Below are 24783 nucleotides of genomic sequence, written 5' to 3'. Positions count from 1 at the left end.
GTTTGGCTCCCCTAACCCCCTCTAACAAGGGTAGTTTTTTAAACATAGGGGCAAGTACTTACTTTCATTTTATTCTGGATAATTTAAATAACTAATGTAAAAAGTGGCGCATACCGGTGAGCACCATTACTAATCCCAGTTCATCTGCTGCCTGAATCGAGTCTTGATCTCGTAAACTACCACCCGGTTGCACAATTGCCTCAATCCCTGCTTTAGCAGCTGTCCGCACTGAGTCATCGAAGGGGAAGAATCCATCACTAGCAAGGATAGCATTTTTGCTATTTTCCCCAGCCTGTTCTAATGCTATATTTACCGCTCCTACCCGATTCATTTGACCGGCACCCACTCCTAAGGTTGTGCGATCGCGCGTCACGACGATGGCATTAGACTTAACATGCTTACACACCTTCCAAGCAAATAATAATTCTGCCATTTGGTCAGGAGTAGGTTGCTTTTGGGTCACCACTTGCCAATTCTCAGGATTATCCATGGCATCATCCGCAGCTTGTACCAGAAACCCCCCTGCAATAGCTTTCACGGTTTGCTTTGATCCGGTCTGTAAGTCTGGTAATAGCAACACCCTTAGCTTCGACTTAGCACTGAGAATTTCTTGAGCTTCTGGTTCACATCCTGGTGCGACTACACATTCTAAGAAAGTTTTCTTTAACGCAACAGCTGTAGCAGCATCAATGGGTTGATTTAATGCCACAATTCCACCGAAGGCAGAAATAGAGTCAGCATTGAATGCCTTCTGATAGGCTTCGGAGAGGGTTTCTGCCAAGGCTACCCCACAAGGATTGGTGTGCTTGAGAATTGCTGCGGCTGGAGTGTCAGTAAATTCATTAATGATCCGCCGTGCAGCTTCTAAATCCACCAGGTTGTTGTAACTGAGTTCCTTACCCTGAAGTTTAGTGGCTGCAGCCCAACCTGTGGGAACTGTTCCGGATTGATACCACGATGCTGGTTGATGGGGATTCTCGCCATAGCGTAGAGATTGGCGCTGTTGTCCAGACAAGGTAAATCGTTTTGGTAGGGAAACTGGATCTTTGTACCCGATCAGGTAGGATGCGATCGCATGGTCATAGGCAGCGGTATGACCAAAAACCTCTATAGCGCAAGCCTGACGGAATTCAGTTGATGGTTGATTTCCATTCTGGCGCAACTCCTCTAAATAATCCTGATACTGACTAGGATTACACAGCACTGTCAGGTGAGCATAGTTTTTCGCAGCTGCCCTCAGCAGTGTTGGACCACCGATATCGATAGTTTCAATTGCTTCTGCTAAACTCACGTCCGGTTTAGCAACAGTCTGTTCAAATGGATAGAGATTCACCACCACCAAATCAATGGGACGAATCTGGTTTGTCTCCATTTCTGCCACATCTTCGGGGAAATCTCGCCTTCCCAAAATTCCACCATGAATTCGTGGATGTAGGGTTTTCACCCTGCCACCTAAAATTTCTGGAAAGCCAGTGTAATCAGACACTTTCGTTACCGGCAAACCCTCTGATTGCAAGGCTTTAGCCGTTCCACCACTGCTGATTAAATCAAATTCAAATTCTTCTACTAGCTGACGGGCAAAGTCGATTAGCCCAGTTTTGTCAGATACACTCAGCAGTGCCAGATTTGCCATTTCAAACAATTTTACAAAAGTTGACACTCCCCGCCCTAAAAGAGCGGGGATTCTTAGTTCTAGGACATGCCTTAAAATTAGCTATCCTGAAAGGCAATACTTAAGCCAAATACCCGTTTAAAAACCAAATATCGAGCCTAATTTAACTAACCCCAGTGGGCTTGTCTTCCTAAGCGTTGGGAATTTCCTTGTTCCCGTGTGCCGGAGACGAAACCTTATCAGAGGGTCGCCTTTATGGTTAGTCGGCTATGCGTAAAAGGGTTAAAACTTGTTGATTAAGGCTCCACTCTTCTTACGGTAACTTCTAACCCCACGGTACGTTATATATTTTGAAGTTGTTATTTTACTGGTTTTCGGTATCTGTTAAGACCCATGCGTTTTAGCGGTGCGACCCGTGGCGAATTTAATTCGACGACTGTAAGCACACCGTGAGGTTTTTCGCGCCTCGTGTACTAGCATCGCAAAACGCTCGTTGTTAAATAGGGCAGTACCGACGAATCCTGCCTGTGCTAGGCTACACATTTAAATATAATATACCTTATTTCGGAAAAAGTCGCCCTAGAAGGGAACCTCAAGTAGCGTGGCCAAAGGCCAGGCTTGAAACCCAGACTTTTGGTCAACCGAATTCTGAATTATCGTAAGCATATGCGCTACAGATGGTGCTACTTGAGGTGCCGTCAGCCGTCAGCCGTCAGCTTATTTTATTCAAAAGCACCGATTGCGCTACTTGAGGTGCTGCGCGAACAGTAGCGTCGCACAGGCTTCGACCCTGTGAGTTTCCCCATAAGCACCGATTGCGCTACACGCACGCTGCGCGAACAGTAGCGTGCCCACAAGCCCAAAGCTGATCGCTGATAGCACCTCAAGTAGCACCATCTGTAGCCCATAGGCTAATAGCTGATAGCTGATAGCTGAATGCTTACAATTATCAATTCAGAATGCAGAATTAGTAGTTGCTAAATTCAGGATTCAGCAACTTAATAATTCAGAAATAATTAATTCAGAAATATTCAACTTTACTTCTGGATTATCGATTCTGCACTCTGAATTATTTTTTTAAATTGTCAATAGGTTTTTTAGGGTAAATTTAAATAATTCAGCGAACTAAGGTAGCAGCTGTATATTAATTAGCTTACCTACCAATCCGGAATGAATTATTTAAATCTTTTCCCCATTTTTCCTAATTACAACGGATGGAAAAGTAGATCAGGGAAAAAGCGGTTAAATTCAATCAAAATTCCAGCCGTAATGGTCATCCAAACAGCCAACAACACTGGTGCTAGGGACAAATACTTGAGTAAATCCTGCATGGAACATTCTCCTAAAATCGATAACTATTTCAAGACATCTTGGCACATCAATATAATGCCCTGTCTATAAAGCGTGAAAACTTGATTAGCGAGAACGGCACTAGTTTTTAGCTAACTTTTCAGTGCTAAAAGCGTTCCCGCCAGCGAGTCTAAGTATGATTGCTAGCGTGGTGAGACAGGAATCTCATCATCTTTAGCAAACATTTCACCAGTAGTGATTTCTTTGAATGCTAACAAAGGCCATGAGGCAGCCATTAGCATCTTACTAAATGCCACGGGGACATCAATGATGACTTCTTTTTCTTCTGGGTTCTTACCCTTTTGAATCGCTTGTAGATAGCTGCGACCTGCCCAGCCAATCCAGCCAGTGATATAGAGGAAGAGTAAGCTAGGAATGAGGAAGTCACCCATATGGGAGAAACGACCATCCACAATCAAGTGAGGATATCCCTCATCACCACAAAGTGCTTGAGAATACCGCTCAAATCGGTTCGCACCGGAATTGGGGTCACCTGTAGTATTTAGGAACTGAGCCTTCCGGGCTTGAAATGCAGCAGACTCACTACAAGGGGTGAGATGATCCAAAGAAGCAGAGGCTGGGCTGATGGCGCAAAGCCACACAGAGACGGCAAAAATTAAAGCTAACAATCGTCGCATAGAAAGTGTCTCCTTTTGTTAAGAAACAAAAAGTTTTTTGTACAAACCAAGAGATCAAATTATTTGTACACTCAGGCAATCTTACTCTGAGGCGTGTATCTAGTAAAGTTTAATTAACTAAAAGTAGTGTTTCAATAAAGGTCATTGGTGAATGGCTTGTGTTTTAGCAATAGAAACCAGTTGTGATGAAACAGCTGTGGCGATTGTTAACAATCGTAAATGTTGTAGCAATATTGTTGCCTCCCAAATTCCTATGCATCGGCAGTATGGGGGTGTGGTGCCAGAGGTAGCATCCCGTAGCCATCTGGAAACCATCAATAATGCGATCGCGCAAGCCCTAGAAGCAGCTCAACTGGACTGGGGAGCAATTGACGGCATTGCTGCTACCTGCGCTCCCGGCTTAGTGGGCTCTCTACTAGTGGGGGTCACAGCTGCCAAAACCCTGGCCATTGTCCACAACAAGCCCTTTGTAGGTGTCCATCATCTAGAAGGTCATATTTACGCCACCTATCTCAGTGAGCCAGAACTAGAACCACCATTTTTGAGTCTGTTGGTGTCTGGCGGTCACACTAGCTTAATTTATGTCAAAACCTGTGGTAGCTATGAGATACTGGGCGCAACCCGTGACGATGCTGCTGGTGAAGCCTTTGATAAGGTAGCACGATTATTAAAGTTAGGCTATCCCGGAGGACCAGTTATAGATAAGTTAGCACGAGAGGGTAACCCCAAAGCCTTTCCATTGCCAGAAGGTAAGATTTCCCTTGCTAGTGGCGGTTATCATCCCTATGACTCCAGTTTTAGTGGCTTGAAGACAGCGGTGCTAAGGCTGGTGCAAAAACTGGAACAGGAACACTCAGAAATTCCAGTGACCGACATTGCTGCCAGCTTTCAGGAAACTGTAGTGCGATCGCTTACCAAGCGTACCATTGCTTGTGCTCTCGACTATGGTCTGGACACGATTGTGGTTGGGGGTGGGGTGGCTGCCAATAGTGGCTTGAGACAACAGTTACAAGCTGCAGCAACTGAGCATAATTTGCGAGTTATTTTCCCTCCCCTGAAGTTTTGTACCGATAATGCCGCAATGATTGGCTGTGCCGCAACTGACCATTTAAATCAAGGACATACTTCCCCTTTGACTTTGGGAGTGCGATCGCGAATGCCTATCACTAAGGTGATGGAACTTTACTCAGAGGTTGAAGGTTTCAGAGGTTGAAGGTTTCAGAGGTTGAAGGTTTCAGAGGTTGAAGGTTGAAAGTTTCAGAGGTTGAAGGTTTAAGAACCTCTAACCTGTAACCTGCTAACCTGTAACCTGCTAACCTGTAACCTGCTAACCTGCTAACCTGTAACCTGCTAACCTGTAACCTGCTAACTTTTCAAGTTAGTCCAAAAGTACAATCGGGATGACAGGATTTGAACCTGCGACCCCTTCGTCCCGAACGAAGTGCGCTACCAAACTGCGCTACATCCCGATAAAGCCATAATTTAAGATTTCATCTATTTTATCATGCCTTAGGGGCAATCGGCCCCTAGCTTGCTAGGATCAAGATTAAAGTTACGTAACTTAAATTTATATATATATATAGTTGGAGTATAACCAAGAGTGGTAGTTAAACCAGAATGGTTGCGAGTCAAAGCGCCCCAATGGCAGCGTGTCGGCAATATTAAAGAAACCTTAAGAGATTTAGCACTCAATACTGTCTGTGAAGAAGCCTCTTGTCCCAATATCGGAGAGTGCTTCAATGCTGGTACTGCCACCTTTTTAATTATGGGACCAGCCTGCACCCGTGCTTGTCCCTACTGCGATATTGACTTTGAGAAAAAACCCAAAGCTCTTGACTCCACTGAACCCACACGGCTAGCGGAAGCCGTGCAGCGCATGGGTCTAAATCATGTAGTTATTACCTCTGTCAACCGGGATGATTTACCCGATGGTGGAGCTTCCCAGTTTGTACAGTGCATTGAAGCCATTCGCCTGGTCTCACCTGATACCACTATTGAGGTTTTAATCCCAGACTTGTGCGGGAACTGGGATGCCCTCGAAACGATTCTTCAAGCTAAACCCGAAGTCCTCAATCACAATACAGAAACAGTACCCCGAATCTATCGGAAAGTACGGCCTCAAGGGGATTATCAGCGCTCCCTCGAATTACTGATGCGGACGCGAAACTTGGCTCCATCGGTTTACAGCAAATCTGGTATAATGGTAGGTTTAGGAGAAACTGATGCAGAAGTCCGGCAAGTCATGACGGATTTAAGGCAAGTAGACTGCGACATCTTAACTATTGGTCAGTATCTTCAACCCACTCAAAAACACCTAAAAATTTCTGAATTCATAACCCCTAAACAATTTGATAGCTGGAAAGAGTATGGTGAATCCCTCGGTTTCCTACAAGTTGTTTCATCTCCCCTTACCCGCAGTTCCTATCATGCCGAGCAAGTTCGAGAATTAATGCAGCGCTATCCCCGATGAACGGTTGCATGGTTGCAAGAAAATGGAAAGTAACAACTAACAATCATAATGACCAACATCACTATAATCGGAGCAGGTGTTTGGGGTACAGCCCTCAATAGCCTAGCCTCTAAAAACGGTGATCAGGTTTGTTTGTGGTCCCGTCGGAGTCAGACAAAATTAGCAGATGCTATAAAATCTAGCAGTATTATCTTGTCTGCTGTTTCCATGTCGGGGGTAAATGCTGTAGCGCAACAGCTAAAGTGTTTATCAGTATCTTCTGACGTGATCTTGGTCACAGCGACTAAGGGGTTAGATTTGCAAACCACCCGTACTCCCTCTCAAATCTGGCAAGCTGAATTTCCCAACAATCCTGTAGTGGTGCTATCGGGTCCCAATCTTTCCAAAGAAATTAAACAAGAACTCCCAGCCGCTACAGTAGTAGCTAGCACAGATGTAAAAGCAACTGAGATACTACAACAGGTGTTTTCTTCGCCAAATTTCCGGGTTTACACCAATCGAGACCCCCTCGGTGTAGAACTAGGGGGTACCCTGAAAAATGTGATGGCGATCGCATCTGGAACCTGTGATGGTTTACAACTAGGAACAAATGCCAAAGCAGCTTTGCTAACCCGTGGGCTTACAGAAATGATCCGTATTGGTAAAGATTGGGGTGCTAAGGTAGAAACATTTTACGGTTTGTCGGGACTAGGAGATTTACTCGCAACCTGTAGTAGTCGCCTCAGTCGCAATTATCAAGTTGGTTATCAGCTGGCTGTTGGTCAGAAACTTGCAGATATTCTGGCCAACTTGGAGGGAACAGCAGAAGGGGTCAACACTACAAAGGTTGTGATGGAACGAGCTAAGCTCAAAAGAATTTCAGTACCCATTACTTATCAAGTCCATCGATTGCTCCAAGGGGAGATAACCCCCCAAGCGGCTGTTGAAGCTCTAATGCTACGAGATACTAAGCCAGAATGATGGTCTGATCTCGAGTGCGATCGCGTAGCGTGACCTACGGTCAATCGCGTAGCGGCTCTGTTCGCGTAGCGTGGCCTTTGGCCTTAAGAGTATCGCAATGATCATGAAAAATTTACCAAACCAGCTAGTATCCCTTGCTGCCTGACTGCGAAAGCTCTCCTGCTCCGGAAGCTCCCCTGCTTTCAAACTCATACAAAAAAACTGAGACAAAAAACTGAGACAAAAATTGAGACATTTTGCTGTTGTCTATCAGGCATCCTGAAAATATAAAATCTTTAGGGACATGCCACTGCTTGAGATAAAGCGACTACATCAAGACATTGCAAACTTTGGTAATGTTTTATCAAGTTTCGTAATATCAGTGCCAATCTAGCAACATAGCTAGGTGGCACTGATATTTGATTACTCTGGTAATTCGGCAATAATTTGGCAATTTTAAACTATGTGTATGCACTTATTCATAAGTTCGTTGTTTCTTCAAACCCATTCGAGCACAGGATATCCGCAAGTAGCTTCCCTACTGCTTAGTCCTTGATATTAGTCCCTGATACCCATAAATAAAATTTTTTCTTGAATTAGCGAGAATCTTTCTGGAATCCCCATGATGCGCACTGTAGATTAATACAGCTTTTGACCAAGGTCTCTATTTTACTATAGAGTTACTTATACAATAGCTGAAATCAGGAGATCCTGTTCCTTTTGCCATCTATAGACCTTTAGCTGAATGCGGCAAGGTAGGGTGGATAGATCGGGTGAACCGTTAGCTACCAATATTAATAAAGGCTACCAGGGATAACCGGTAAGTCTTGCCGGGAGAAAAAATTAAGTAGCTGTTTCTCCGATCATCATGGGTGGGAATTCTAGTACTAAGTGTGACAAACACAATTCCGTGTTGTCACTGGTTGTAATCGAGAGATCATTATGCCAGCCACTCCTTTCTATGCCGACACAGAATTAGATCACGAGACTTCTGCCTATAGCTTTGAGCTTAATGGCCCAAGGGACGATGGGGAAGGATCAGTGGATGACTTAGTTGATGTGGAGATTGAGGGTGCAGACGCGGCTAGCTTAACTAAAAATAGCACCCGTCGCACCACCGACCTAGTTCGGTTATATCTCCAGGAAATTGGTCGGGTTCGTCTACTGAGGCGAGATGAGGAAGTCTCGGAAGCTCAAAAAGTTCAGCGCTACATGAAACTACTACGGCTGCGCAATAATAAGTCGGCTATATCTGAGGATAAAGTCATGGAGCGCTTTGTCCACCTGATTGAAATCCATGATCGTCTAGCGTCCCAGTTAGGTCACCGTCCTTCCTTGGAACGGTGGGCAACGGCTGCAGGAATTGACGTTTCTCAACTGAAGCCGAGTATGTCAGCTGGAAAACTGCGTTGGGCAGAGTTAGCCGAACTAACATCCAAAGAGCTAGAGCAGGTACAAGCTGAAGGGCTCCAAGCTAAGGAACACATGATCAAAGCTAACCTACGTCTGGTAGTGTCAGTAGCGAAGAAGTATCAAAACCGTGGCTTGGAACTCCTAGACTTAATCCAGGAAGGAACTCTGGGATTAGAGCGAGCGGTTGAGAAATTTGACCCGACCAAAGGCTACCGATTTAGCACCTATGCTTACTGGTGGATCCGTCAAGGAATCACCCGGGCGATCGCTACCCAAAGCCGTACCATTCGCCTGCCAGTTCACATTACTGAGAAGCTCAATAAAATCAAAAAAGCCCAACGGAAGATTTCCCAAGAACGTGGGCGCACAGCAACCATTGACGATATTGCTGTGGAATTAGAAATGACTGCGGCTCAGGTACGAGAAGTATTACTACGAGTACCCCGCTCTGTTTCTTTGGAAATTAAAGTTGGTAAGGAACGAGACACCGAACTAGGAGATTTACTCGAAACTGAGGAAACTTCTCCAGAAGAAGTGTTGATGCGAGAAGCCTTACAACGGGATTTACAGCAACTCCTAGCCGATCTAACCAACCGTGAACGGGATGTGATTCGGATGCGGTTTGGCTTGGGAGATAACCAGCCTTACTCTCTAGCTGAGATTGGTCGCGCTTTGGATTTATCTCGCGAGCGGGTACGCCAAATCGAAGCTAAAGCTTTACAAAAGTTGCGGCAACCCAAGCGCCGTAACCGAGTTCGGGATTACCTGGAAGCTTTGAGCTAATCCCTTGGTGACATATTCCCACACTTCCCGATTAACTTACCGATTAGGGAAGTGTGGGCTTCTTGCCAATCCTATCCTAGCTATCACCCTAGCTATCCCTTGTCCTAGGGTTCTAGTTGTTCAAAATTTATTGAATTTATCAATACCTGAGGGAGCACCCCGATTTATTTATTTGTTAGTAGACTTTTTATTTGTTAGTAGACTTGAGCTTACTTAAAAATAGGCTACCCGGGCATCAAATCCTTGCGATCGCAATTCATGGGAACGACTTTCCGCTTCACTACGGCTAGAAAAAGCTCCAGCATTAAAATAACGGCCTCGATCATCGTCAGATATAATACCACCAGTCAGCTTCATCTGATTTCGCACTTCACTTAGCACATTATCATTAGGAATGGGGATCACCACCACATAGCGATTCTTCTCAGCTTCAGGATTTATATTAATAAGTCCCAATGCTTGCAGGGTTTGTAAATCAGCTATCCCGGTTGGAAGTAGATTATTATTACGTATCTGAAATTTAAACACTGCATCCTCAGTTTCTTCGCCATATCTCCCATCAATAGCACCAGGATTAAACCCTCGAGATCTCAACTCTTCCTGAAGCCGTCTAACCTCTGGGCCGCGATCGCCTGGTCGTAGTTCACTGCGACGAATAGGAGTACCAAATGCTATGGGTTGTTGACTGTTAAAGTCAGCAGGAGGAAGAGGGATCTGATCAGGCGGTAATCCAAACGGTTGTGATTGAGTAACTAAAGCATTAGATAGTTCTGCTCTAGTTTGTGATCCCACAATCCCATCCGCCCTGAGACCATAGTCTGTTTGGAATTCAATCACTGCTTGTTCTGTAACTGGACCAAAGTAACCGGTTGGGTCGGCATTGAAATACCCCAGTTGTCTCAACTGTCGCTGCACTTCCGTAACCGCTGATCCACGAGACCCTCGTCTGAGTCCAGATTGAGTAACATTCCTACGGGATGGTGCTGCTCTGGTTTGTGATGGAAAGAGTTTTGCTCTGGTTCGTGGTCCGACTTCCCCATCAGCAGGAAGCCCCTTTTTTCGTTGGAACCGAATCACAGCATTTTTAGTAATTGAACCAAAATAGCCAGTTGGTTGCCGATTGAAATACCCGAGTTCTCGCAAACGACGCTGAACCTCTGTTACATCAGCTCCCCTACGACCTTCCCGCAGCACCCTTTGGGCTAGGGCTTCTTCTGCCATCCCCACAATGCTAAGTATGGCAATTAGCAACAGTAAATAAATCCGATGGTAAGCAACTAGCTTATACTCCTTGAGCCACTGAAACAATTTTTGAATTGACTCCTTCAAAACTGCAGGAGTATAAGCTAGTTCTTCTTCGCTTAAGGCAAGATGAAGATAGGCAAGGGTCTCCATGATTTTTCCAAGGAAACTGTTACCGTTAGTTTAACAAATGACAGTAGAGCATTGGTAATGTTTCGGACAACATAATCTCAGAAATTTTACGTAATCGGATATTAAAGCATGTAGTTATAGAGCAAGACTCTTATCAAAACAGAGCAATTCTCCTCTCTAACCATAACGCAATAGTTTTAAATCATGAGCACTATTCGTCACTGGAGTACATTTGTCCCCCTCCTAGCTTTAGTCTTGAGCAATTTAGGGGGAGTAGGGGCTAGGGCTACCGTAATTCCGAGCACCAATTCCGCCAACAGCATCCCCTCGGCCAAACCAACCCAAGCTCAGACTCAAGGGAAATTTCAACTGGCTCAGGGATTGATGGGTAAATGTCGCGCCGCTGCTGAGTCAACGTTTATCTACAAACAGCGATCAACCTCTAACCTAATGAGAGCCTTAGAGGCTGATGAACAAGTTATTCTGGCCGAAAACAAGGTTAGCCAAGATGGTTGGATTGCGATCAACTTCCCCATTAGTGGATTTGTCCAAGCCCAAAATCTCAAGTTCTGTCCGCCGGGGATAGGAGGAGTAACCCCTACTCAAACACTATCTCTCTGCCGCCAAGCTGCTAAGTCAATGTTTATCTACAAACAGCCATCAATCGAACCAATCAGAACCTTAGAGCCTAATGAAGAAGTTATTCTGGCCGAAAACAAGGTTAGGAAAAATGGTTGGATCGCGATCAACTCCCCCGTTCCTGGATTTGTCCGAGCCAAAGATCTAAAGTTCTGTCAGGACAGAGTAATAGTACGCTCTAATCCAACACCATCTCTCTGTCGCGAAGTTATATATAAAGGTAATGATGGTATAGCTGTCCGTAGAGAACCGAATATTAACTCTTCTCGACTAGGTCTTGTCTCCTATGGAGTGGAAGTACAACTGATCAACGGTTCCCGTCAAGACCAATTTCGCAAGGACTCCCAAGGGCGCGAGTGGGCAAGAATAACTTATCCTGTTAATGGATGGATGTCTAACGGGTTTCCTGCTACGGGTGATCAGAATCTTGTGGTTTGTTCCAATTAGCCCACCAGAAAACACATAACTAGCAAGTTGTTAATTACTTATCATAGGACTTTTATTTATACCAAGTCAGCCTGATGTAACAAGGCACCAACTAAGCCAGCCATAGCAGTAATTCCTATAGCAATCATTGGGTGTTGACCTTGGCTGACGGCAAAAGAGGTGACAATCCCGGCACCCAAAGCAGCAGTAACAGCAGCACCCAGAAGATCTTTATTTGTATTTTTGTTGTACATAAACGTGTTAGCCAGAAAGTCAGTTAACCAGAAATTTAACTTTTTTGATGGTGTTAAAAGTTAGTTTCATCACCCTATCATTCTGGATTCTGGCATTAAAGCTAGATCGGCAATATTGCAATCAAGATTAATATTTAGCTATTTTTCTTAACAAAAACAATACTTGTTAAGTATTGAGTGTTGAGTGTTGCTCGAAACTATTAGTTTATTTTTTTGACATTACCTGCTTTAACCCAACCTTTTTGGTCACTACCAGGCAAGCGTACTCTCTGCCATCGCTTATCATCACTGTATCCGAGGATGATCAGGGTCTGATTGTAGCCAATACCACCTATGCGTTGAGCGTTCAGGCTAGGGGAGTCCCGAAGAATCAACCCCTGTGGCCAGGTAACACTGGCTCGATAAGCACCCGGTTCCAGTTTTGGTAAAGGACTAGGACTAGGAATGGGTTTGGGAGTAGTTGCTGGTTTAGACTGCCCAGATGAACTGGTCGGTTGAGCTTTTGGTGATGGTGACTTCTTGGGTCGCTCCTCAGTAAAAACTGGTTTTTCAGGCTCAACTGCTAGTTTAGTAAAGAAGTAATAAACTGTACCAACAGCAGCACCTGCTAAGATGCCAATGCCGAGAATAAAACCAATGATAAACTGAGCTATCTTGGAAAGATTCATGGGAAAGTATTCAAAGATAAAGGTTGTTCGCGATCGCGTGACCGAAAGGTCAAGGTTGAAAGGTTGAAGGTTAACAGGTTGAACGCTGAAGGTTGGAGGTTGTTAGGTTGAAAGGTTGAAGGTTAACAGGTTGAACGCGACGCGCGTGCCTATTGGCCAAGGTTAACAGGTTGAACGCGATCGCGTGACCGAAAGGTCAAGGTTAACAGGTTAAAGGTTGAACGCGACGCGCGTGCCTATTGGCCAAGGTTAACAGGTTGTTAGGGTGTTCTAGCAAAAGTTCATGATATAATTTACAATTAATCTAGTTTCAATTAATCTAAATAATCTATAGGGTTTCTGATACTTATTAGGTCAAGTCAATTTTATTAGCGCTACTCCCTACTCCCTACTCCCTACTCCCTACTCCCTACTCCCTACTCCCTACTCCCTACTCCCTACTCCCATTAACCCAGGATGAAGTAGCTCACCCAATTGAGAACTACTACTATATATGATTACTTACTGGAGTTGGCGCTGAATGCGATCATTTAAGGGGCTATTGCGAGAAGCCATGCGAGCTTTTCCGGCAGCTGCCCAATCCTGTAAGAATTGGATTTGCTCTTGGGCTGTGCGTGCTAAGGGGATAATTTGGCTAGCGGCTTCGAGAATATCATCTGTGGTGAAGTCTCGGTTTTGGCTAAAGCCGATGTGCATGGCTTCGATCAGGGTCTGCTCAATTTCTGCCCCAGAAAAATCAGGGGTTTCGTAGGCTAATCGGTCTAAAGCGTAACTCTTTAGATTATGAGGTCGCAGCCGGGATAGGTGTAGGTCAAAAATAGCACGACGTTCTTCCTGGTTGGGCAAACCAACAAAAAAGATTTCGTCAAATCGACCCTTGCGAAGCATTTCTGGGGGTAAGGCTTGGATATTGTTGGCAGTAGCGACCACAAACACTGGGGATTTTTTCTCAGCTAACCAGCTAATAAAGGTACCAAAGACACGACTGGTTGTGCCAGCATCCCCTTTAGAGGATAAACCAGAGAAGGCTTTGTCAATTTCATCAATCCAGAGGATGCAGGGCGCGAGAGCTTCGGCTAGCTGAATCATCTGCCTAGTACGGGATTCTGATTCCCCTACTAAGCCACCAAATAGACGACCGACATCTAAACGTAGCAGGGGTAGGTGCCAGTGGTTTGCGATCGCTTTTGCAGTTAAGGATTTCCCAGTTCCTTGAATCCCCGCTAATAGTAATCCTCGAGGATGAGGTAACCCGTATTGTCGCGCCTGTTCTGTAAATGCTCCACCCCGTCGCAGTAGCCAGTCTTTAAGGTTGTCTAAGCCACCGATGTCGGAAATTTTTTCTTGGGTTGGGTAGAACTCTAGGATCTGGGTTTGCCTAATGGATTGACGCTTTTCTTCTAAAATTAGTTCCACATCTGAAGGTTGGATGGCATTATTAGAGGCAATCCCACGAGCTAGGACCCGACGAATCCTTTCTAAGGAAAGACCAAGAGCCGACCGCACCAGCTCATCAATGATTTTTTCAGTTAGGGTTTGTCCGGTTGCCCCCAACAAACGTTTCACCTCAGCTTTAATTTCCGATGCGGTTGGTAAGGGGAATTCGAGCACTGTCAGGACTTCGGTTAAATCCGAGGGAACCGACACTTGGGGGGTAACGATAACTATATTCTTAGGCTGGGATTTGAGGGTACGTGCCAGATTTCTGAGTTTACGAGCAACTGATACATCTTCTAAGAATCGGTGAAAATCTCTTAATACAAAGATGGCAGCAGCACTTTCGCCAATTCTATCTACAAATTCTAAGGCTTGTAAGGGGTTGCGGCGTCCAAAGCCGATATCATTAGGGTTTCCCTGGTAACCATCTACAAAATCCCAGATATAGACACCACGATTACCCAAACGTTTAGCTGATTGCTTGATCGCTGTTTCTACTCGCTCTTCTTCTAGAGTGGGAATATATAACAAAGGATAGCGAGCACGTAGCAGAAGCTCAAACTCGTCATTGAAATTCATATAGCAAAGGGAACAGGGAACAGGGAATAGGGAACAGGGAGCAGGGAGTAGCGATGCAGCGCGGTCTTGGGGAGGCAGCGCGGTCTTGGGGGTCCCCCGGAGACGAAACCTTAGACAGTTGAGCCTTTATGGTTGGTAGGTTATGCAAAAAAGGGTTAAAACTTATTGATTAAGGCTCAACTGTCTTACGGTAACTTCAAACCATGAGCGACTGCCGTGGTTCCCCCCATGAGCGACTGCATCAAGACGGGAATATAGCGTCAAAAATTATGACAATTCCTACACGGATTTTTATATAAGAGCCAATTACTCAAACAATAAATACTATAAAAAAATAATTAAACTTTGAACATAGCATTTTTATTTCCAAGAAACTTGGATAACGGTTCTGCTGCTAGTAACTCTCTGACCGATTTCCCCTTCAGCATTATACTACCAGGCAACTCACTATCCAGGAAGTTTTCTCTTCAGGGATTCTAGAGCGCCCCAACGTTGATCCCGTAGTTGATCCCGTAACTGTGCTTCACTGTTATCGTTAATCTGGATACCTATACATTCTTGGTCACACAGCTGCCGTGGCGGAATTGCCAGACATAGTTGTTCGTATAACCAAGTGTCTGGATAAAAATACCCCTGAGCTGGAAGGGTTTCTTGTAAATCATCCCACGTTATCTCCTCCTCTAGGGATTCATCCGAGAGTTGGTCAGCTGAGGAAGCTAACCAAACTAATTCGGATGTATCGATGCTTAGGCGGTGGTTGTACTGTTTTAAGCAGCGGTGACAAGTCAAGGTAATGATCGTTTCTGCTTGAGCACAGACCTCCAGGTAATTGCCTTGATGAGCCACTTGCACTTGACCTCGAACTGGGGTCAGTGTCGGTAAATCCACCAATAATTGATTGACCGGAGTTACTTCTCTTTGCTCTGGTAATTTGAGCAACTCAGGAATATATATAGCCTCCATAATGCTTATCCTTTGCAGTTGACTGTTAAGCGTTGATGGTTAACCTTGAGCTTCTCAAACACTCATAGGACTTACCCATTTGCCCCCTAAATCCCCCGAGCGAGCAATCCCTCGCTCGGGGGACTTTGACATCATTACCCCCCAATATTGGGGGGCTAGGGGGGCTAAATCCACTTAAGCGCGTAAGTCCTGACTCAGCAAAAAGCGACCATTTATAGACTTAAATTGTTATATAGAGTTAATGCATTATGTTAGCCAGGTGGTGGGAATAATCCCAAGTACAATCAGCCGTGAGAGGGTGAAAATCCTGAATCTGTCAATACCTGCGACGCACCACCAGTCGTCGGTCTGGCTCTTGCCCTCGACTCAGAGTTTCTAGATCCTCAAAAGCCTTGAATAGGGTATGGACTTGACGCCGCTCTGCTGCCGATAGGGATTTCAATTCAAATTCTTTCCCGGTCTGACGGACTTTCATCGCAGCGTGTTCAGCGATCGCTTGAAGTTCCACTTGCCGTCTGGCTCGATAGCTATCTATATCGATGACGTAAACGGCTTGTTCCTGCTCATCATGACCCAAGTTAAGGAGGGAATTTGCTAAGTACTGGATAGAATCGATAACTTCCCCTTCCCGACCAATTAAAGTTTGAGTGTCTTTCGAGGTCAGTTGACTATTATCGATTGTCAACCAGTAGCTGGGTCGCTCTCCTAGAGGAGCTTCACCATCAGCTACCTCTATACTGGCGGGCAATCGAGATAATCGCAGGAGTTCTTCTAACCACTCTTTACCACGCTCCTGATGTTGATTTATCATACTAACTTGATGCTAACTTGATGCCTTTTTCTTTGAACGCTTGGGCTCAAAAGGTAATGCCTCTCGACCCTCTCCAGACTTAGCTGCTTGTCTTTTTGCCTCTTTTTCCTGCTGCTCAACTATTTCTTGCAAATTCTCTGGCAGAGGTTCTCTCGATAGAATGAAAGTCTGGATAGTTTGAAATATATTAGCTACAACAATATACATCAATACCCCAGCTGGCAGGGGAAAGAATAAGAACATGCCAGAAAACAATACTGGAGTAATCTGATTCACTGCCTTTTGCTGGTCACCGGCTTGCCCGGAACCTGCACCTGAACCAGACAACAGCTGGTTGACGTACAAACTGATCCCAAAGAAGAGAATCATCCCTACGATATCCCAGTGGATAGTGCCATCGTCATCAAAAGCACCCACTCTTCCTAAAGCATCAATAAATAGAAAGCCTTTGTTTGCAGCTATTCCCGGTAAGGTTCCCTGAAGCTTTACCTCTCCAGGCATCAGGGCTTCTAGTGTACCGTCCTCAAGAATACGTAAGCGGTCCTCTCCGTTGACTATTTGCCAAGTGGGACTGATATCGGTTTCTGGATGCTGAGCAATTAGTTGGTTTAAGGGTTGACCTTCAACAGTTTGAAACTCTACTCTGGTTTTTTCCCCAACTACCAGCTTATTTCCTGCCGGAAGTAGGGCGATGACTGGTTCATGTAAGCCATCGGTAATGTAAATATTTTGGGGTTTGGTGGTAAAGACTTTAGGCTGGATATATTCCAGCTGTTCTTGGGGAAAAATTTGTAAGTTGACGTCGTAGTTAATGTTTGCAAAAGGTGATCCCCGCAAGGTCGCAAATAGGGCAAACAGAACCGGCATTTGTACCAACAGTGGCAAACAACCGGCTAGGGGGTTGCCAAACTTTTGGAACAGCTTACTCATTTCTTCCTGCTGTTTAGCCGGGTCATCCTTGTAGCGCTCTTTTATTGCTTCTTGCTCCTTCTTCATCAGGGGTTGGGTGACTTTCATGCGCCTCATGTTGCGAATGGAGCCAGCATTAAGAGGGAAGAGGGCAAAGCGAATTACCAGGGTCAAGGCTATTATGGCTAAACCATAGCTAGGCACAATCCCGTAAAAGAAATCCAGGATTGGCAGCATGATGTTGTTGGAGATAAATCCGATACCAAAGTCCATTCGTTTGACGTTAACCTAGGCGCTATTGTAAAGTTTTCTGTGTCTAATGTAACTAATCTCCGTCCCTATGCGGTTCGGGTTTCCGACATTTATCAGGTAGATCTAATTACATCAAGCAGTTTAGCCGATTTAGGTGGCCAGATGTAGGAAAGGGAAGACTAGATCAGGGCAAGTGACCGATGTCAAGGTTTTCTTTTCAATGTTCTGTCTACATCATTTTGATGGCACTAACCGCTTTGCCTGTTTTGTCTGCTGCTCGTTCGGCAATGTAGTCGTAAATTTCTCTAAAGCGGGGTATTGCCCGCATTTCCAAACGGCTACCATCTTTTAGGGTAACGACAATATCTCCCCAAGTTCCTATACCACGGGGAACTGTGGCAATCTTTGAAACTTCAGAATAGATCACATCTGAGCGATCGCGTCCCCGCCAACCCCCAGTTATTGATATCCGGCGGCTGGTAATCCGATACCGTAGCCATAGAGCCCGGACAATAGCAGCTACGGTTAGAGGTATGAATATAATCGTAAATGCCAACAATATGCTAATGATCAGATCTCCCCGGTGAGGACCACCCTCATAAAATACATCTTCTCTAATGCCCATCCAACACCTCTGCTTTTACCAACAACTTTTCTAATTCTCTCAAAAGTTGTGCATATTCGCACTCTCTGGCTTCTGGTTTTACTATAAATACTAGTTTCCAACCGGGGGATAGGCGTGGTAATAATTGCCTGAGGGCGGATCGAATTTGCCGCTTAATCCGATTTCTAACAACTGCTTTCTTACTGACTTTTTGGCTGATGGAGATGCCAAGACGAGAGGGAGGGGGATTGTCTGGTAGGGATTTTTCTGGCGCAATGGTTTCTTTGGCAATCGGGGCAATAGTACTCTGTTGTAAACCCCGTAATGTTAGGTAACGCCCTGAACGACGAATACCCCAGCGATAAACTGTCTTAAAATCTCGCCAGTGCTTAAGTCGATTGGCTTGAGGCAATCCCAATACTTAACTTTAATCCTTGATTTTGTCAATTCCTTGAGCAGGATAAAGGCAGAAGAGCCACGGGAAATGGCTGTTTCTTAACCTTTTACCTTTCACTTGCAGCAGGTCGGCATCAATGCTTAGATGACTAGACCGAGAGACGACGCCGTCCCTTGCTTCTGCGAGCTCTAATCACATTGCGACCATCTTTGGTGCGCATCCGGGCACGAAAACCGGATTTTCTTTTTTGCTTACGGTTGGTCCCGCCTAGAGTGCGTTGAGTCATGGGTTTGCTGGAGGAATACTATGTACGAATACTATAAAGGATTGATTGCCAACTATAGCTGATTGTTGATCATACCATGTCAAGGGGTGATCTATCAAGGCAAGCTATCAGCTATCAGTTATCAGCTATCAGCTATCAGCTATCAGCTATCAGCTATCAGCTATCAGCTATCAGCTATCAGCTATCAGTTATCAGTTTATGAGTTAGGTCACAGCGTCGAAGCGTCACAGCGTCGAAGCATCACAGCGTCGAAGCCTGTGCCACTGACCACTGATGGCTGACGGCTGATGGCTGATGGCTGATAACTGATAGCTGACCGCTGAATGCTTACACCCCTTCAGATGGTTTAGTCCTGGAATGCTGTATTAGGGGATGGCTCCTCTGTGGAAACCACGTTGAGTAAATTCCGAAGACCTTGATTCCACTTTTCTAGTTTTAAATAGTCGGTCATTTCAATTTCCTCAATTAAGGAGTTAAGGGATTCATCAAGATTAGCTAGCTCTAGGATTTCTGCCATCCGATTTGCATCTAATTCAGACAAAAACGGAAGAGCTATTAGCTGGCGATATTCTTCTGATAACTTACTATTTTTTTGGTTAATTATACTCATTATTTTCAACTTAACTTTTTTCCATTTGTAAATAAATATTTATTAGTAATTTATTATTTAATAAATAAAAATATTTTAAAAAATATATATTAATTATTTAATTAATAAAGGAAGATTGGGGCAATCAATGAAGGAATTACCCCAAGCGGTTTCCGCACCATAATTAGCTATAGTTAATCATAATATTTTGTTTACTGATTATGCTTCTTAAGCTCAAAAAATATTTTGCGCAAACGCTTTAGGGCACGATTACCTCGCTGTCTGGCAGACGCCTCAGTAATATCTTCTCCCTTAGAAGCTAGATGGTTTACTACTTGTTTCCAAGATAAGCCTTTTATGTGCCGTAACACGATTAGCTTGTTGTCCTTTGGCTCTAACTTTTGAAGAGCTAGCTCCAACAGCTTGAAGTTTTCCTCCTCAGAGTTTTCTGAGTCGAGACTATTGCTGTCTTCTAGTGCTATTTGATGTTCTTTAAAATTAGCATCCCATGACTTTTCTTTTTTTTGTTTATTTTTTTGTTTCCTGCTCATTTCACGGATGACATTGAATGAAGTCCTCCTGATCCAGGCTCTAGGTTTTTCAATCTCTTCGCCAGATTCTAGCAGTTTTATTCCCCGTAAATAGGTTTCAGTAATCACCTCGTATATTTGGTAATCCGGTAAATTAAATTGGCGTAGTTTGGACTTTATTCCGTTGATAAATGAAGTATTATCCCAAGTTTGCTTTACGCAGGCTATAATCAAAAAAACAAAAAGTTTTTGCCCAGAGCAAATTTGAGAATTTTTTACAATCAGCCTATAATAAATTGATAAAGATTTTTTTTTGGATAAAGGTTGAAACGCTTGGTCAAAATTTTCCTTCATTTATTATATATCCTCGAATAATTATGTCTGGTTTAGTGTTTTGATCATTTTTTGCAATAGGAGTGTAAATTCGCATAATCGATATCCGTATCAATGTTCCTCTATATATATGTGCAGAACTGTCAGAAAGTGTGACACCCTCTCGGGAAAATTTCCAAAAAAACAGGGTGCTTTAATTTTGAAGAGCAGCACCTCTAGAGCAATGAGCCAGTCAATGTCACAGAATCCTTGAACAGGCACATTAATATATAGCCTGGTGATCAGACTCTAAAGCTGCTAGTAGCGATTGAAAGAACATGCGTACTAATTTTGCGCCAAAATTCTTTGGGGTAGGAATTCTACTCTGATTCAAAGCCTGCTCGATAGTTTGTAGCGTCTAGGCAGGCACTCAAGAGGAAATCGTGGCTATTCCAACAGTCGTCTCTAAGTGTTCAATCACTATGTCACACAATCAACAGAAAAAACTAATTAGGTACAACTTCCCAGTTTGGCAAATTACCTTACCGCTCTGTGGAGTCCTGATCTTTGCTATAGGAGCTATCACCACAATCTATATGATCAACGGTCGCTATCTTTTTCACCTAAAGGCTACTCCCAAGGGACTCGAAATAATGACTGATGTAGACAAAAGGGAAATTAAAGAGACATTAAATTAGCACAAGACATCAATAGACCTCGCTACTTTGGCAGCGAGGTCTATTCAAAAGGGGGAAACTAGTTTTGGGGGTCTGGCAGTTACCTCACTGGGGAGCATGTCACCCTTGTAATTATGTATATAGATCCCCCCTAACCCCCCTTAAAAAAGGGGGGAATTAGATTCAAAAGTCCCCCTTACTAAGGGGGAGCAACGGGGGATCTGAATCAGGGATTAACAAAACTAACATGCTCCGCTTCACCGAATTGAGAATTGCTATATTATCGACCAATACTCATAATCCAGGTACCGACATAACTGGGTAGTGGAATATCACCAGGGGCTAAGACATAACAAACGAAGTAATAGGTACCCCCATCAGGGTTTTTGACATTGGAAAATACTAATTCCACATTTTCATTGGCTGGAACTGCCTCTTCCATATAAATCTGAATGCTATAATTCTCTTTGTCCCAGACTACCTCAGAGACCGGGAGGGATTTACCGTCAACGCGCACCTCAATTTTGTCCACGTCGAACTTACCATCGTAGTAATCTGGATAAGAAATAGAAAACTGAGCGACTCCCAATTCCAGTTTCTTCTTGGGAATCCTCAAGCGGTAACGATCCCAGTAATTGGGGGCACCGTTAAAATCTAGGTGATATCTTAGGATATTTTCCCGCTTAACACCACTCCAGAGTACCAATCCGGGATTACTCTGGGCTAAGCTCCGAACCGATAGCCCGGTCAAGACACAACCAGCTAATGCGATCGCGGAAATCAGACGTTTGATGGAAGATTGTGTGGATAGCATAAATCTCATGCTGCTTACTTGAGCTGACAGTTCACAGTTATTTGTTTTTAACTGTACTACTTATATATATATACGCAAAAATATACGCAATATATATACGCAATATATCCCTAATACGTAAGCATTCAGCGGTCAGCGGTCAGCGGTCAGCGGTCAGCGGTCAGTGGTCAGTGGTCAGCCGTCAGTGGTCAGCCGTCAGCTTATTTGATTCAAAGTAGCTTGGCCTACAGCCAATGGCTGATAGCTGATAGCTGATGGCTGATAGCTGATAGCTGAATGCTTACCCTCATACCAATTTCAAAACACTATCGCTACACTTTAATCACCTATAACACTTTATTACACCATTACCATCATCATCTATAGTCAGTGACGGAATCGATCTGACTAGTAAAGATTACCTACGACAACTGAGTGCAACAGCACAATTCCTAAAACAAGTTAAAAATAATCCTCTCTTTTGGCAGATCACCATAGGATCCAAAAAGAGATCCGGTTATGGGGACACATGTATTTGAACAGTCAGGGAAATTTATATAGAGAAATTGATGCCAGCAGTTCAAATTCAGCAAGAGGCCATGCCTGGTGTTGGATACCACGACAAGTAGCATACAAGGACAAGTAGCACAGATGGGAAGCCAGTCAGCTGATCAGACAATTAAGGCTGGGAGGTTTTCCTCTCAAGAGCGAGTCAATCACCAACCCTTAAGGGCATTGGCGGTGTCAGGGGGCAAACTGATCCCGTTCTAGTTGAACTTGGGAATCCTCTAAACAGGGTGAACATCCCCAGCAGGAAGAAGCTACAAGTTGCTAAAAACCACTCGAAATCAAAAGAAATAGAAGGATAGATTGTCATCAAGGGACAACATTTTTAAAAGAAGTTGTTACTTGATTCTATTTACCGAAAATAGTTAGGGAAAACAGTTATTATCGCCAGTTTTCCTGATTCTTGTTGTCCTCACCTAAGGAGTATTTTTCACCCATGACCAAAAGCTATGTTAGGAAATACGGTGGCCTTAGCCCCTGAAAGTGGCTGGTCTGGACATCCTTTGCCTGATGCCTCTAGACCCACTGTAGTCATCAACGAATTTTCCGTCGTTATTCCATTTAGACAACTGAAGGAGAGTCAATGACCCTAGCCATTCCCAAAGAGGCTGAAACGTTAGATTTACAGCCAACCAAAACTCGTATGAAGGTTGGTATCCCCAAAGAAATTTACCCAGGTGAATGCCGGGTAGCTGCTACACCGGATACAGCGAAGGTGCTCCAGAAACTTGGCTTTGATGTGCTGATTGAATCGGGAGCAGGAGAGACAGCGAATTTTCCTGACAATGCTTACGAACAAGCAGAATGCCAAATCATCCCTGATGCCAATAGCCTTTGGTCAGAGGCAGATATTGTTCTAAAAGTGCGTCCTCCTCAGATGCATCCAACTCTAAACAAGCATGAGTCTGAGTTGCTATCGGAAAATGGCACTTTAATCAGCTTTATCTGGCCAGGCCAAAACCAAGAACTGCTCGAACAACTCTCAAGCCGCAAGGCTACAGTGTTGGCTATGGATGCGGTACCCCGCATCACGAGGGCCCAAAAGATGGATGCCCTCAGTTCTATGGCCAATATTGCTGGTTACCGGGCTGTGATTGAGGCAGCGAATAACTTTGGTCGCTTTTTTACTGGGCAAATTACTGCAGCAGGAAAAGTTCCCCCAGCTAAAGTGTTGGTGATTGGTGCTGGCGTAGCTGGACTAGCTGCTATTGGTACCGCTAAAGGTCTGGGTGCTGTTGTGCGCGCCTTCGATACCCGCCCTGTGGTTAAGGAACAAGTGGAAAGCATGGGGGGAGAGTTTCTGGAACTGGACTTCAAAGAAGACGGTACCGGATCTGGGGGCTATGCCAAGGTGATGAGTAAAGAGTTCATCGAGGCGGAGATGGCATTGTTCGCTGCACAGGCTAAAGAAGTGGACATCATCATCACCACTGCCCTGATCCCCGGTAAAAAAGCACCGCTGCTGATCACCGAGGAAATGGTAGCGAGTATGAAAGAAGGCTCAGTGGTTGTCGATATGGCAGCTGAGCAAGGGGGCAACTGTGAGGTGAGCAAAGCCAATGAGGTCTACAAATACAAAGGTGTGACCATCATTGGATTAACTGACCTACCCAGCCGTATGGCTACTCAATCTAGCCAACTCTATGGCACCAACCTTTGTCATCTCCTCAAGGACATGGGTGGTAGTGAAAATTACCGTGTCGATATGGAGGATGAAGTGGTTCGGGGAGCCTTAGTCCTAAACGCTGGGGATGTAACCTGGCCCCCACCCAAGCGGCCTACACCTCCAGCACCTCCCAAACCCGCACCAGAACCCCAGACTGCGGTAACTAAAGAGCAGTCTGTGCCAGAGACGAAGAAATCAAAGGGTATCATGGGCTTGCTCTGGCCAGTGTTAGTGGGACTCGCCTTAGTTGGCTTGGGAATCGGAGCACCACCTTCTTTCCTCTCTCACTTCACGGTATTTATCCTGGCCTGCTTCGTAGGCTGGCAAGTGATCTGGAACGTAAAACCAGCCCTGCACACCCCCTTGATGAGTGTTACTAATGCCATTAGCGGCATCATCATCATTGGTGGAATGCTGCAAATTTCTGGCGCAGCCACCTCACCTACTACTATTCTGGGTGCGATCGCAATTTTAGTTGGAACCATCAACATCTCCGGTGGCTTCCTAGTAACCCAACGCATGCTCAAGATGTTTCAGAAATAGGTTAGCCGGTTAAAGGTTACAGGTTAAAGGTTACAGGTTGAAGGTTTGAAGGTTGAAGGTTTGAAGGTTGAAGGTTTGAAGGTTGAAGGTTGAAGGTTTGAAGGTTTGAAGGTTGAAGGTTGAAGGTTTGAAGGTTTGAAGGTTACAGGTTACAGGTTACAGGTTACAGGTTACAGGTTACAGGTTGAAGGTTACAGGTTATCTTCTGAACCTACCCTTCCGGAAGGCCAAAGGCCAACAACCAAACCACCTACCCTACACCGAACGCCAAAGGTGAACAACATTCAACCAACTAACCTTCA

At 44.6% G+C, this 24783-nt stretch carries 24 protein-coding genes and 1 tRNA gene; 7 read left to right on the top strand and 18 right to left on the bottom strand.

The window, feature by feature from the left end:
* Positions 1 to 91 precede the first annotated feature (91 nt).
* The 3 genes from purH to F6K63_RS21680 all read right to left on the bottom strand — a co-directional run bounded on the left by purH (position 92) and on the right by F6K63_RS21680 (position 3600).
* The gene (gene purH, locus F6K63_RS21690; RefSeq protein ID WP_287313115.1) at positions 92 to 1633 is read right to left on the bottom strand and encodes a bifunctional phosphoribosylaminoimidazolecarboxamide formyltransferase/IMP cyclohydrolase; all 1542 of its coding nucleotides are present in this window, start codon (positions 1631 to 1633) and stop codon (positions 92 to 94) included.
* Between the two features lie 1184 nt (positions 1634 to 2817).
* On the bottom strand, positions 2818 to 2943 hold the full coding sequence (gene psaJ / locus F6K63_RS21685) for a photosystem I reaction center subunit IX (protein WP_009148746.1): 126 nt from the start codon (positions 2941 to 2943) through the stop codon (positions 2818 to 2820).
* A gap of 162 nt (positions 2944 to 3105) precedes the next feature.
* On the bottom strand, positions 3106 to 3600 hold the full coding sequence (locus F6K63_RS21680; protein WP_009148748.1) for a photosystem I reaction centre subunit III: 495 nt from the start codon (positions 3598 to 3600) through the stop codon (positions 3106 to 3108).
* Between the two features lie 151 nt (positions 3601 to 3751).
* On the opposite strand from F6K63_RS21680, the gene tsaD reads away from it, so the two are divergent.
* Positions 3752 to 4813 carry a tRNA (adenosine(37)-N6)-threonylcarbamoyltransferase complex transferase subunit TsaD gene (tsaD, locus tag F6K63_RS21675; RefSeq protein ID WP_009148750.1) on the top strand — a complete coding sequence of 354 codons (1062 nt, stop codon included), beginning with the start codon at positions 3752 to 3754 and terminating at the stop codon, positions 4811 to 4813.
* A 182-nt stretch (positions 4814 to 4995) separates the two neighbouring features.
* Here tsaD and F6K63_RS21670 read toward each other — a convergent pair.
* Positions 4996 to 5069: transfer RNA gene (locus F6K63_RS21670), tRNA-Pro, on the bottom strand.
* A 131-nt stretch (positions 5070 to 5200) separates the two neighbouring features.
* On the opposite strand from F6K63_RS21670, the gene lipA reads away from it, so the two are divergent.
* Together lipA and F6K63_RS21660 are read left to right on the top strand one after the other, a co-directional pair.
* Entirely contained in the window at positions 5201 to 6070 is an 870-nt protein-coding gene (gene lipA, locus F6K63_RS21665) for a lipoyl synthase (protein ID WP_287313096.1), read from the top strand.
* Between the two features lie 48 nt (positions 6071 to 6118).
* Entirely contained in the window at positions 6119 to 7030 is a 912-nt protein-coding gene (locus F6K63_RS21660) for an NAD(P)H-dependent glycerol-3-phosphate dehydrogenase (RefSeq protein ID WP_009148753.1), read from the top strand.
* On the opposite strand, the gene F6K63_RS21655 is transcribed toward F6K63_RS21660, so the two are convergent.
* A complete protein-coding gene (locus tag F6K63_RS21655; RefSeq protein WP_287313095.1) occupies positions 7007 to 7222 on the bottom strand; it encodes a hypothetical protein in 216 nt (71 codons plus the stop codon). The two genes, F6K63_RS21660 and F6K63_RS21655, sit on opposite strands and share 24 nt — an antisense overlap.
* Before the next feature lie 729 nt (positions 7223 to 7951).
* On the opposite strand from F6K63_RS21655, the gene sigC reads away from it, so the two are divergent.
* A complete protein-coding gene (sigC, locus tag F6K63_RS21650) occupies positions 7952 to 9205 on the top strand; it encodes an RNA polymerase sigma factor SigC (protein WP_009148755.1) in 1254 nt (417 codons plus the stop codon).
* A 213-nt stretch (positions 9206 to 9418) separates the two neighbouring features.
* Here the strand turns inward: sigC and F6K63_RS21645 are convergent, their stop codons facing one another.
* Positions 9419 to 10600, bottom strand: a complete 1182-nt coding sequence (locus F6K63_RS21645) for a peptidoglycan-binding domain-containing protein (protein ID WP_287313094.1) — start codon at positions 10598 to 10600, stop codon at positions 9419 to 9421.
* A gap of 183 nt (positions 10601 to 10783) precedes the next feature.
* Here F6K63_RS21645 and F6K63_RS21640 point away from each other — a divergent pair, with 183 nt between their 5' ends.
* Positions 10784 to 11665: an SH3 domain-containing protein gene (locus F6K63_RS21640; RefSeq protein WP_071105383.1), complete on the top strand. Its 882-nt coding sequence runs from the start codon at positions 10784 to 10786 to the stop codon at positions 11663 to 11665.
* A gap of 56 nt (positions 11666 to 11721) precedes the next feature.
* Here the strand turns inward: F6K63_RS21640 and F6K63_RS21635 are convergent, their stop codons facing one another.
* The 11 genes from F6K63_RS21635 to F6K63_RS21585 all read right to left on the bottom strand — a co-directional run bounded on the left by F6K63_RS21635 (position 11722) and on the right by F6K63_RS21585 (position 20277).
* Positions 11722 to 11898, bottom strand: a complete 177-nt coding sequence (locus F6K63_RS21635) for a hypothetical protein (protein WP_009148761.1) — start codon at positions 11896 to 11898, stop codon at positions 11722 to 11724.
* 200 nt (positions 11899 to 12098) lie between these two features.
* Positions 12099 to 12566: an SH3 domain-containing protein gene (locus F6K63_RS21630; RefSeq protein ID WP_287313093.1), complete on the bottom strand. Its 468-nt coding sequence runs from the start codon at positions 12564 to 12566 to the stop codon at positions 12099 to 12101.
* Positions 12567 to 13067: 501 nt separating this feature from the next.
* Positions 13068 to 14582, bottom strand: coding sequence for a Ycf46 family AAA ATPase (locus F6K63_RS21625; protein WP_287249883.1), 1515 nt, complete (start codon positions 14580 to 14582; stop codon positions 13068 to 13070).
* Positions 14583 to 15029: 447 nt separating this feature from the next.
* The gene (locus tag F6K63_RS21620) at positions 15030 to 15545 is read right to left on the bottom strand and encodes a YceD family protein (RefSeq protein WP_287313092.1); all 516 of its coding nucleotides are present in this window, start codon (positions 15543 to 15545) and stop codon (positions 15030 to 15032) included.
* A gap of 316 nt (positions 15546 to 15861) precedes the next feature.
* Positions 15862 to 16356, bottom strand: coding sequence for a Jag family protein (locus tag F6K63_RS21615; protein ID WP_009148770.1), 495 nt, complete (start codon positions 16354 to 16356; stop codon positions 15862 to 15864).
* A gap of 12 nt (positions 16357 to 16368) precedes the next feature.
* Entirely contained in the window at positions 16369 to 17538 is a 1170-nt protein-coding gene (gene yidC, locus F6K63_RS21610; RefSeq protein ID WP_009148772.1) for a membrane protein insertase YidC, read from the bottom strand.
* A gap of 208 nt (positions 17539 to 17746) precedes the next feature.
* Positions 17747 to 18142 carry a PH domain-containing protein gene (locus F6K63_RS21605; RefSeq protein WP_009148774.1) on the bottom strand — a complete coding sequence of 132 codons (396 nt, stop codon included), beginning with the start codon at positions 18140 to 18142 and terminating at the stop codon, positions 17747 to 17749.
* Positions 18132 to 18539: a ribonuclease P protein component gene (gene rnpA, locus F6K63_RS21600; RefSeq protein WP_009148776.1), complete on the bottom strand. Its 408-nt coding sequence runs from the start codon at positions 18537 to 18539 to the stop codon at positions 18132 to 18134. The genes F6K63_RS21605 and rnpA overlap by 11 nt, the downstream gene beginning before the upstream one ends.
* Positions 18540 to 18666: 127 nt before the next feature.
* Positions 18667 to 18804: a 50S ribosomal protein L34 gene (rpmH, locus tag F6K63_RS21595; protein WP_044494288.1), complete on the bottom strand. Its 138-nt coding sequence runs from the start codon at positions 18802 to 18804 to the stop codon at positions 18667 to 18669.
* 346 nt (positions 18805 to 19150) lie between these two features.
* A complete protein-coding gene (locus F6K63_RS21590) occupies positions 19151 to 19414 on the bottom strand; it encodes a hypothetical protein (RefSeq protein ID WP_009148780.1) in 264 nt (87 codons plus the stop codon).
* 191 nt (positions 19415 to 19605) lie between these two features.
* Complete coding sequence (locus F6K63_RS21585; protein ID WP_009148782.1) at positions 19606 to 20277, bottom strand: sigma-70 family RNA polymerase sigma factor; 672 nt, start codon at positions 20275 to 20277, stop codon at positions 19606 to 19608.
* Positions 20278 to 20717: 440 nt separating this feature from the next.
* Here F6K63_RS21585 and F6K63_RS21580 point away from each other — a divergent pair, with 440 nt between their 5' ends.
* The gene (locus tag F6K63_RS21580; RefSeq protein WP_287252073.1) at positions 20718 to 20933 is read left to right on the top strand and encodes a hypothetical protein; all 216 of its coding nucleotides are present in this window, start codon (positions 20718 to 20720) and stop codon (positions 20931 to 20933) included.
* A gap of 259 nt (positions 20934 to 21192) precedes the next feature.
* Here F6K63_RS21580 and F6K63_RS21575 read toward each other — a convergent pair whose 3' ends face one another.
* Complete coding sequence (locus F6K63_RS21575; protein WP_287313091.1) at positions 21193 to 21726, bottom strand: DUF2808 domain-containing protein; 534 nt, start codon at positions 21724 to 21726, stop codon at positions 21193 to 21195.
* 1129 nt (positions 21727 to 22855) lie between these two features.
* Between F6K63_RS21575 and pntA the strand changes: the two genes are divergently transcribed.
* On the top strand, positions 22856 to 24481 hold the full coding sequence (gene pntA / locus F6K63_RS21570; RefSeq protein ID WP_009148791.1) for a Re/Si-specific NAD(P)(+) transhydrogenase subunit alpha: 1626 nt from the start codon (positions 22856 to 22858) through the stop codon (positions 24479 to 24481).
* Positions 24482 to 24783: the final 302 nt, after the last annotated feature.

Origin of the sequence: Moorena sp. SIO1G6, from assembly GCF_010672795.1 — a bacterium.
GTDB classification, from domain to species: domain Bacteria; phylum Cyanobacteriota; class Cyanobacteriia; order Cyanobacteriales; family Coleofasciculaceae; genus Moorena; species Moorena producens.
This window is presented reverse-complemented; position numbering and strand designations above follow the sequence as displayed.

Excerpts from the sequence above, each read along its gene's own strand:
- F6K63_RS21640 (WP_071105383.1), top strand. The coding sequence starts at position 10,784 with ATGAGCACTATTCGTCACTGGAGTACATTTGTCCCCCTCCTAGCTTTA.
- F6K63_RS21660 (WP_009148753.1), top strand. The coding sequence starts at position 6,119 with ATGACCAACATCACTATAATCGGAGCAGGTGTTTGGGGTACAGCCCTC.
- F6K63_RS21575 (WP_287313091.1), bottom strand. The coding sequence starts at position 21,726 with ATGCTATCCACACAATCTTCCATCAAACGTCTGATTTCCGCGATCGCA.
- F6K63_RS21680 (WP_009148748.1), bottom strand. The coding sequence starts at position 3,600 with ATGCGACGATTGTTAGCTTTAATTTTTGCCGTCTCTGTGTGGCTTTGC.
- F6K63_RS21625 (WP_287249883.1), bottom strand. The coding sequence starts at position 14,582 with ATGAATTTCAATGACGAGTTTGAGCTTCTGCTACGTGCTCGCTATCCT.
- F6K63_RS21620 (WP_287313092.1), bottom strand. The coding sequence starts at position 15,545 with ATGGAGGCTATATATATTCCTGAGTTGCTCAAATTACCAGAGCAAAGA.
- F6K63_RS21635 (WP_009148761.1), bottom strand. The coding sequence starts at position 11,898 with ATGTACAACAAAAATACAAATAAAGATCTTCTGGGTGCTGCTGTTACT.
- F6K63_RS21605 (WP_009148774.1), bottom strand. The coding sequence starts at position 18,142 with ATGGGCATTAGAGAAGATGTATTTTATGAGGGTGGTCCTCACCGGGGA.
- purH (WP_287313115.1), bottom strand. The coding sequence starts at position 1,633 with ATGGCAAATCTGGCACTGCTGAGTGTATCTGACAAAACTGGGCTAATC.
- F6K63_RS21580 (WP_287252073.1), top strand. The coding sequence starts at position 20,718 with ATGTCACACAATCAACAGAAAAAACTAATTAGGTACAACTTCCCAGTT.
- F6K63_RS21630 (WP_287313093.1), bottom strand. The coding sequence starts at position 12,566 with ATGAATCTTTCCAAGATAGCTCAGTTTATCATTGGTTTTATTCTCGGC.
- F6K63_RS21655 (WP_287313095.1), bottom strand. The coding sequence starts at position 7,222 with ATGAGTTTGAAAGCAGGGGAGCTTCCGGAGCAGGAGAGCTTTCGCAGT.
- yidC (WP_009148772.1), bottom strand. The coding sequence starts at position 17,538 with ATGGACTTTGGTATCGGATTTATCTCCAACAACATCATGCTGCCAATC.
- tsaD (WP_009148750.1), top strand. The coding sequence starts at position 3,752 with ATGGCTTGTGTTTTAGCAATAGAAACCAGTTGTGATGAAACAGCTGTG.
- rpmH (WP_044494288.1), bottom strand. The coding sequence starts at position 18,804 with ATGACTCAACGCACTCTAGGCGGGACCAACCGTAAGCAAAAAAGAAAA.
- F6K63_RS21585 (WP_009148782.1), bottom strand. The coding sequence starts at position 20,277 with ATGAAGGAAAATTTTGACCAAGCGTTTCAACCTTTATCCAAAAAAAAA.
- F6K63_RS21590 (WP_009148780.1), bottom strand. The coding sequence starts at position 19,414 with ATGAGTATAATTAACCAAAAAAATAGTAAGTTATCAGAAGAATATCGC.
- F6K63_RS21645 (WP_287313094.1), bottom strand. The coding sequence starts at position 10,600 with ATGGAGACCCTTGCCTATCTTCATCTTGCCTTAAGCGAAGAAGAACTA.
- sigC (WP_009148755.1), top strand. The coding sequence starts at position 7,952 with ATGCCAGCCACTCCTTTCTATGCCGACACAGAATTAGATCACGAGACT.
- pntA (WP_009148791.1), top strand. The coding sequence starts at position 22,856 with ATGACCCTAGCCATTCCCAAAGAGGCTGAAACGTTAGATTTACAGCCA.
- F6K63_RS21615 (WP_009148770.1), bottom strand. The coding sequence starts at position 16,356 with ATGATAAATCAACATCAGGAGCGTGGTAAAGAGTGGTTAGAAGAACTC.
- psaJ (WP_009148746.1), bottom strand. The coding sequence starts at position 2,943 with ATGCAGGATTTACTCAAGTATTTGTCCCTAGCACCAGTGTTGTTGGCT.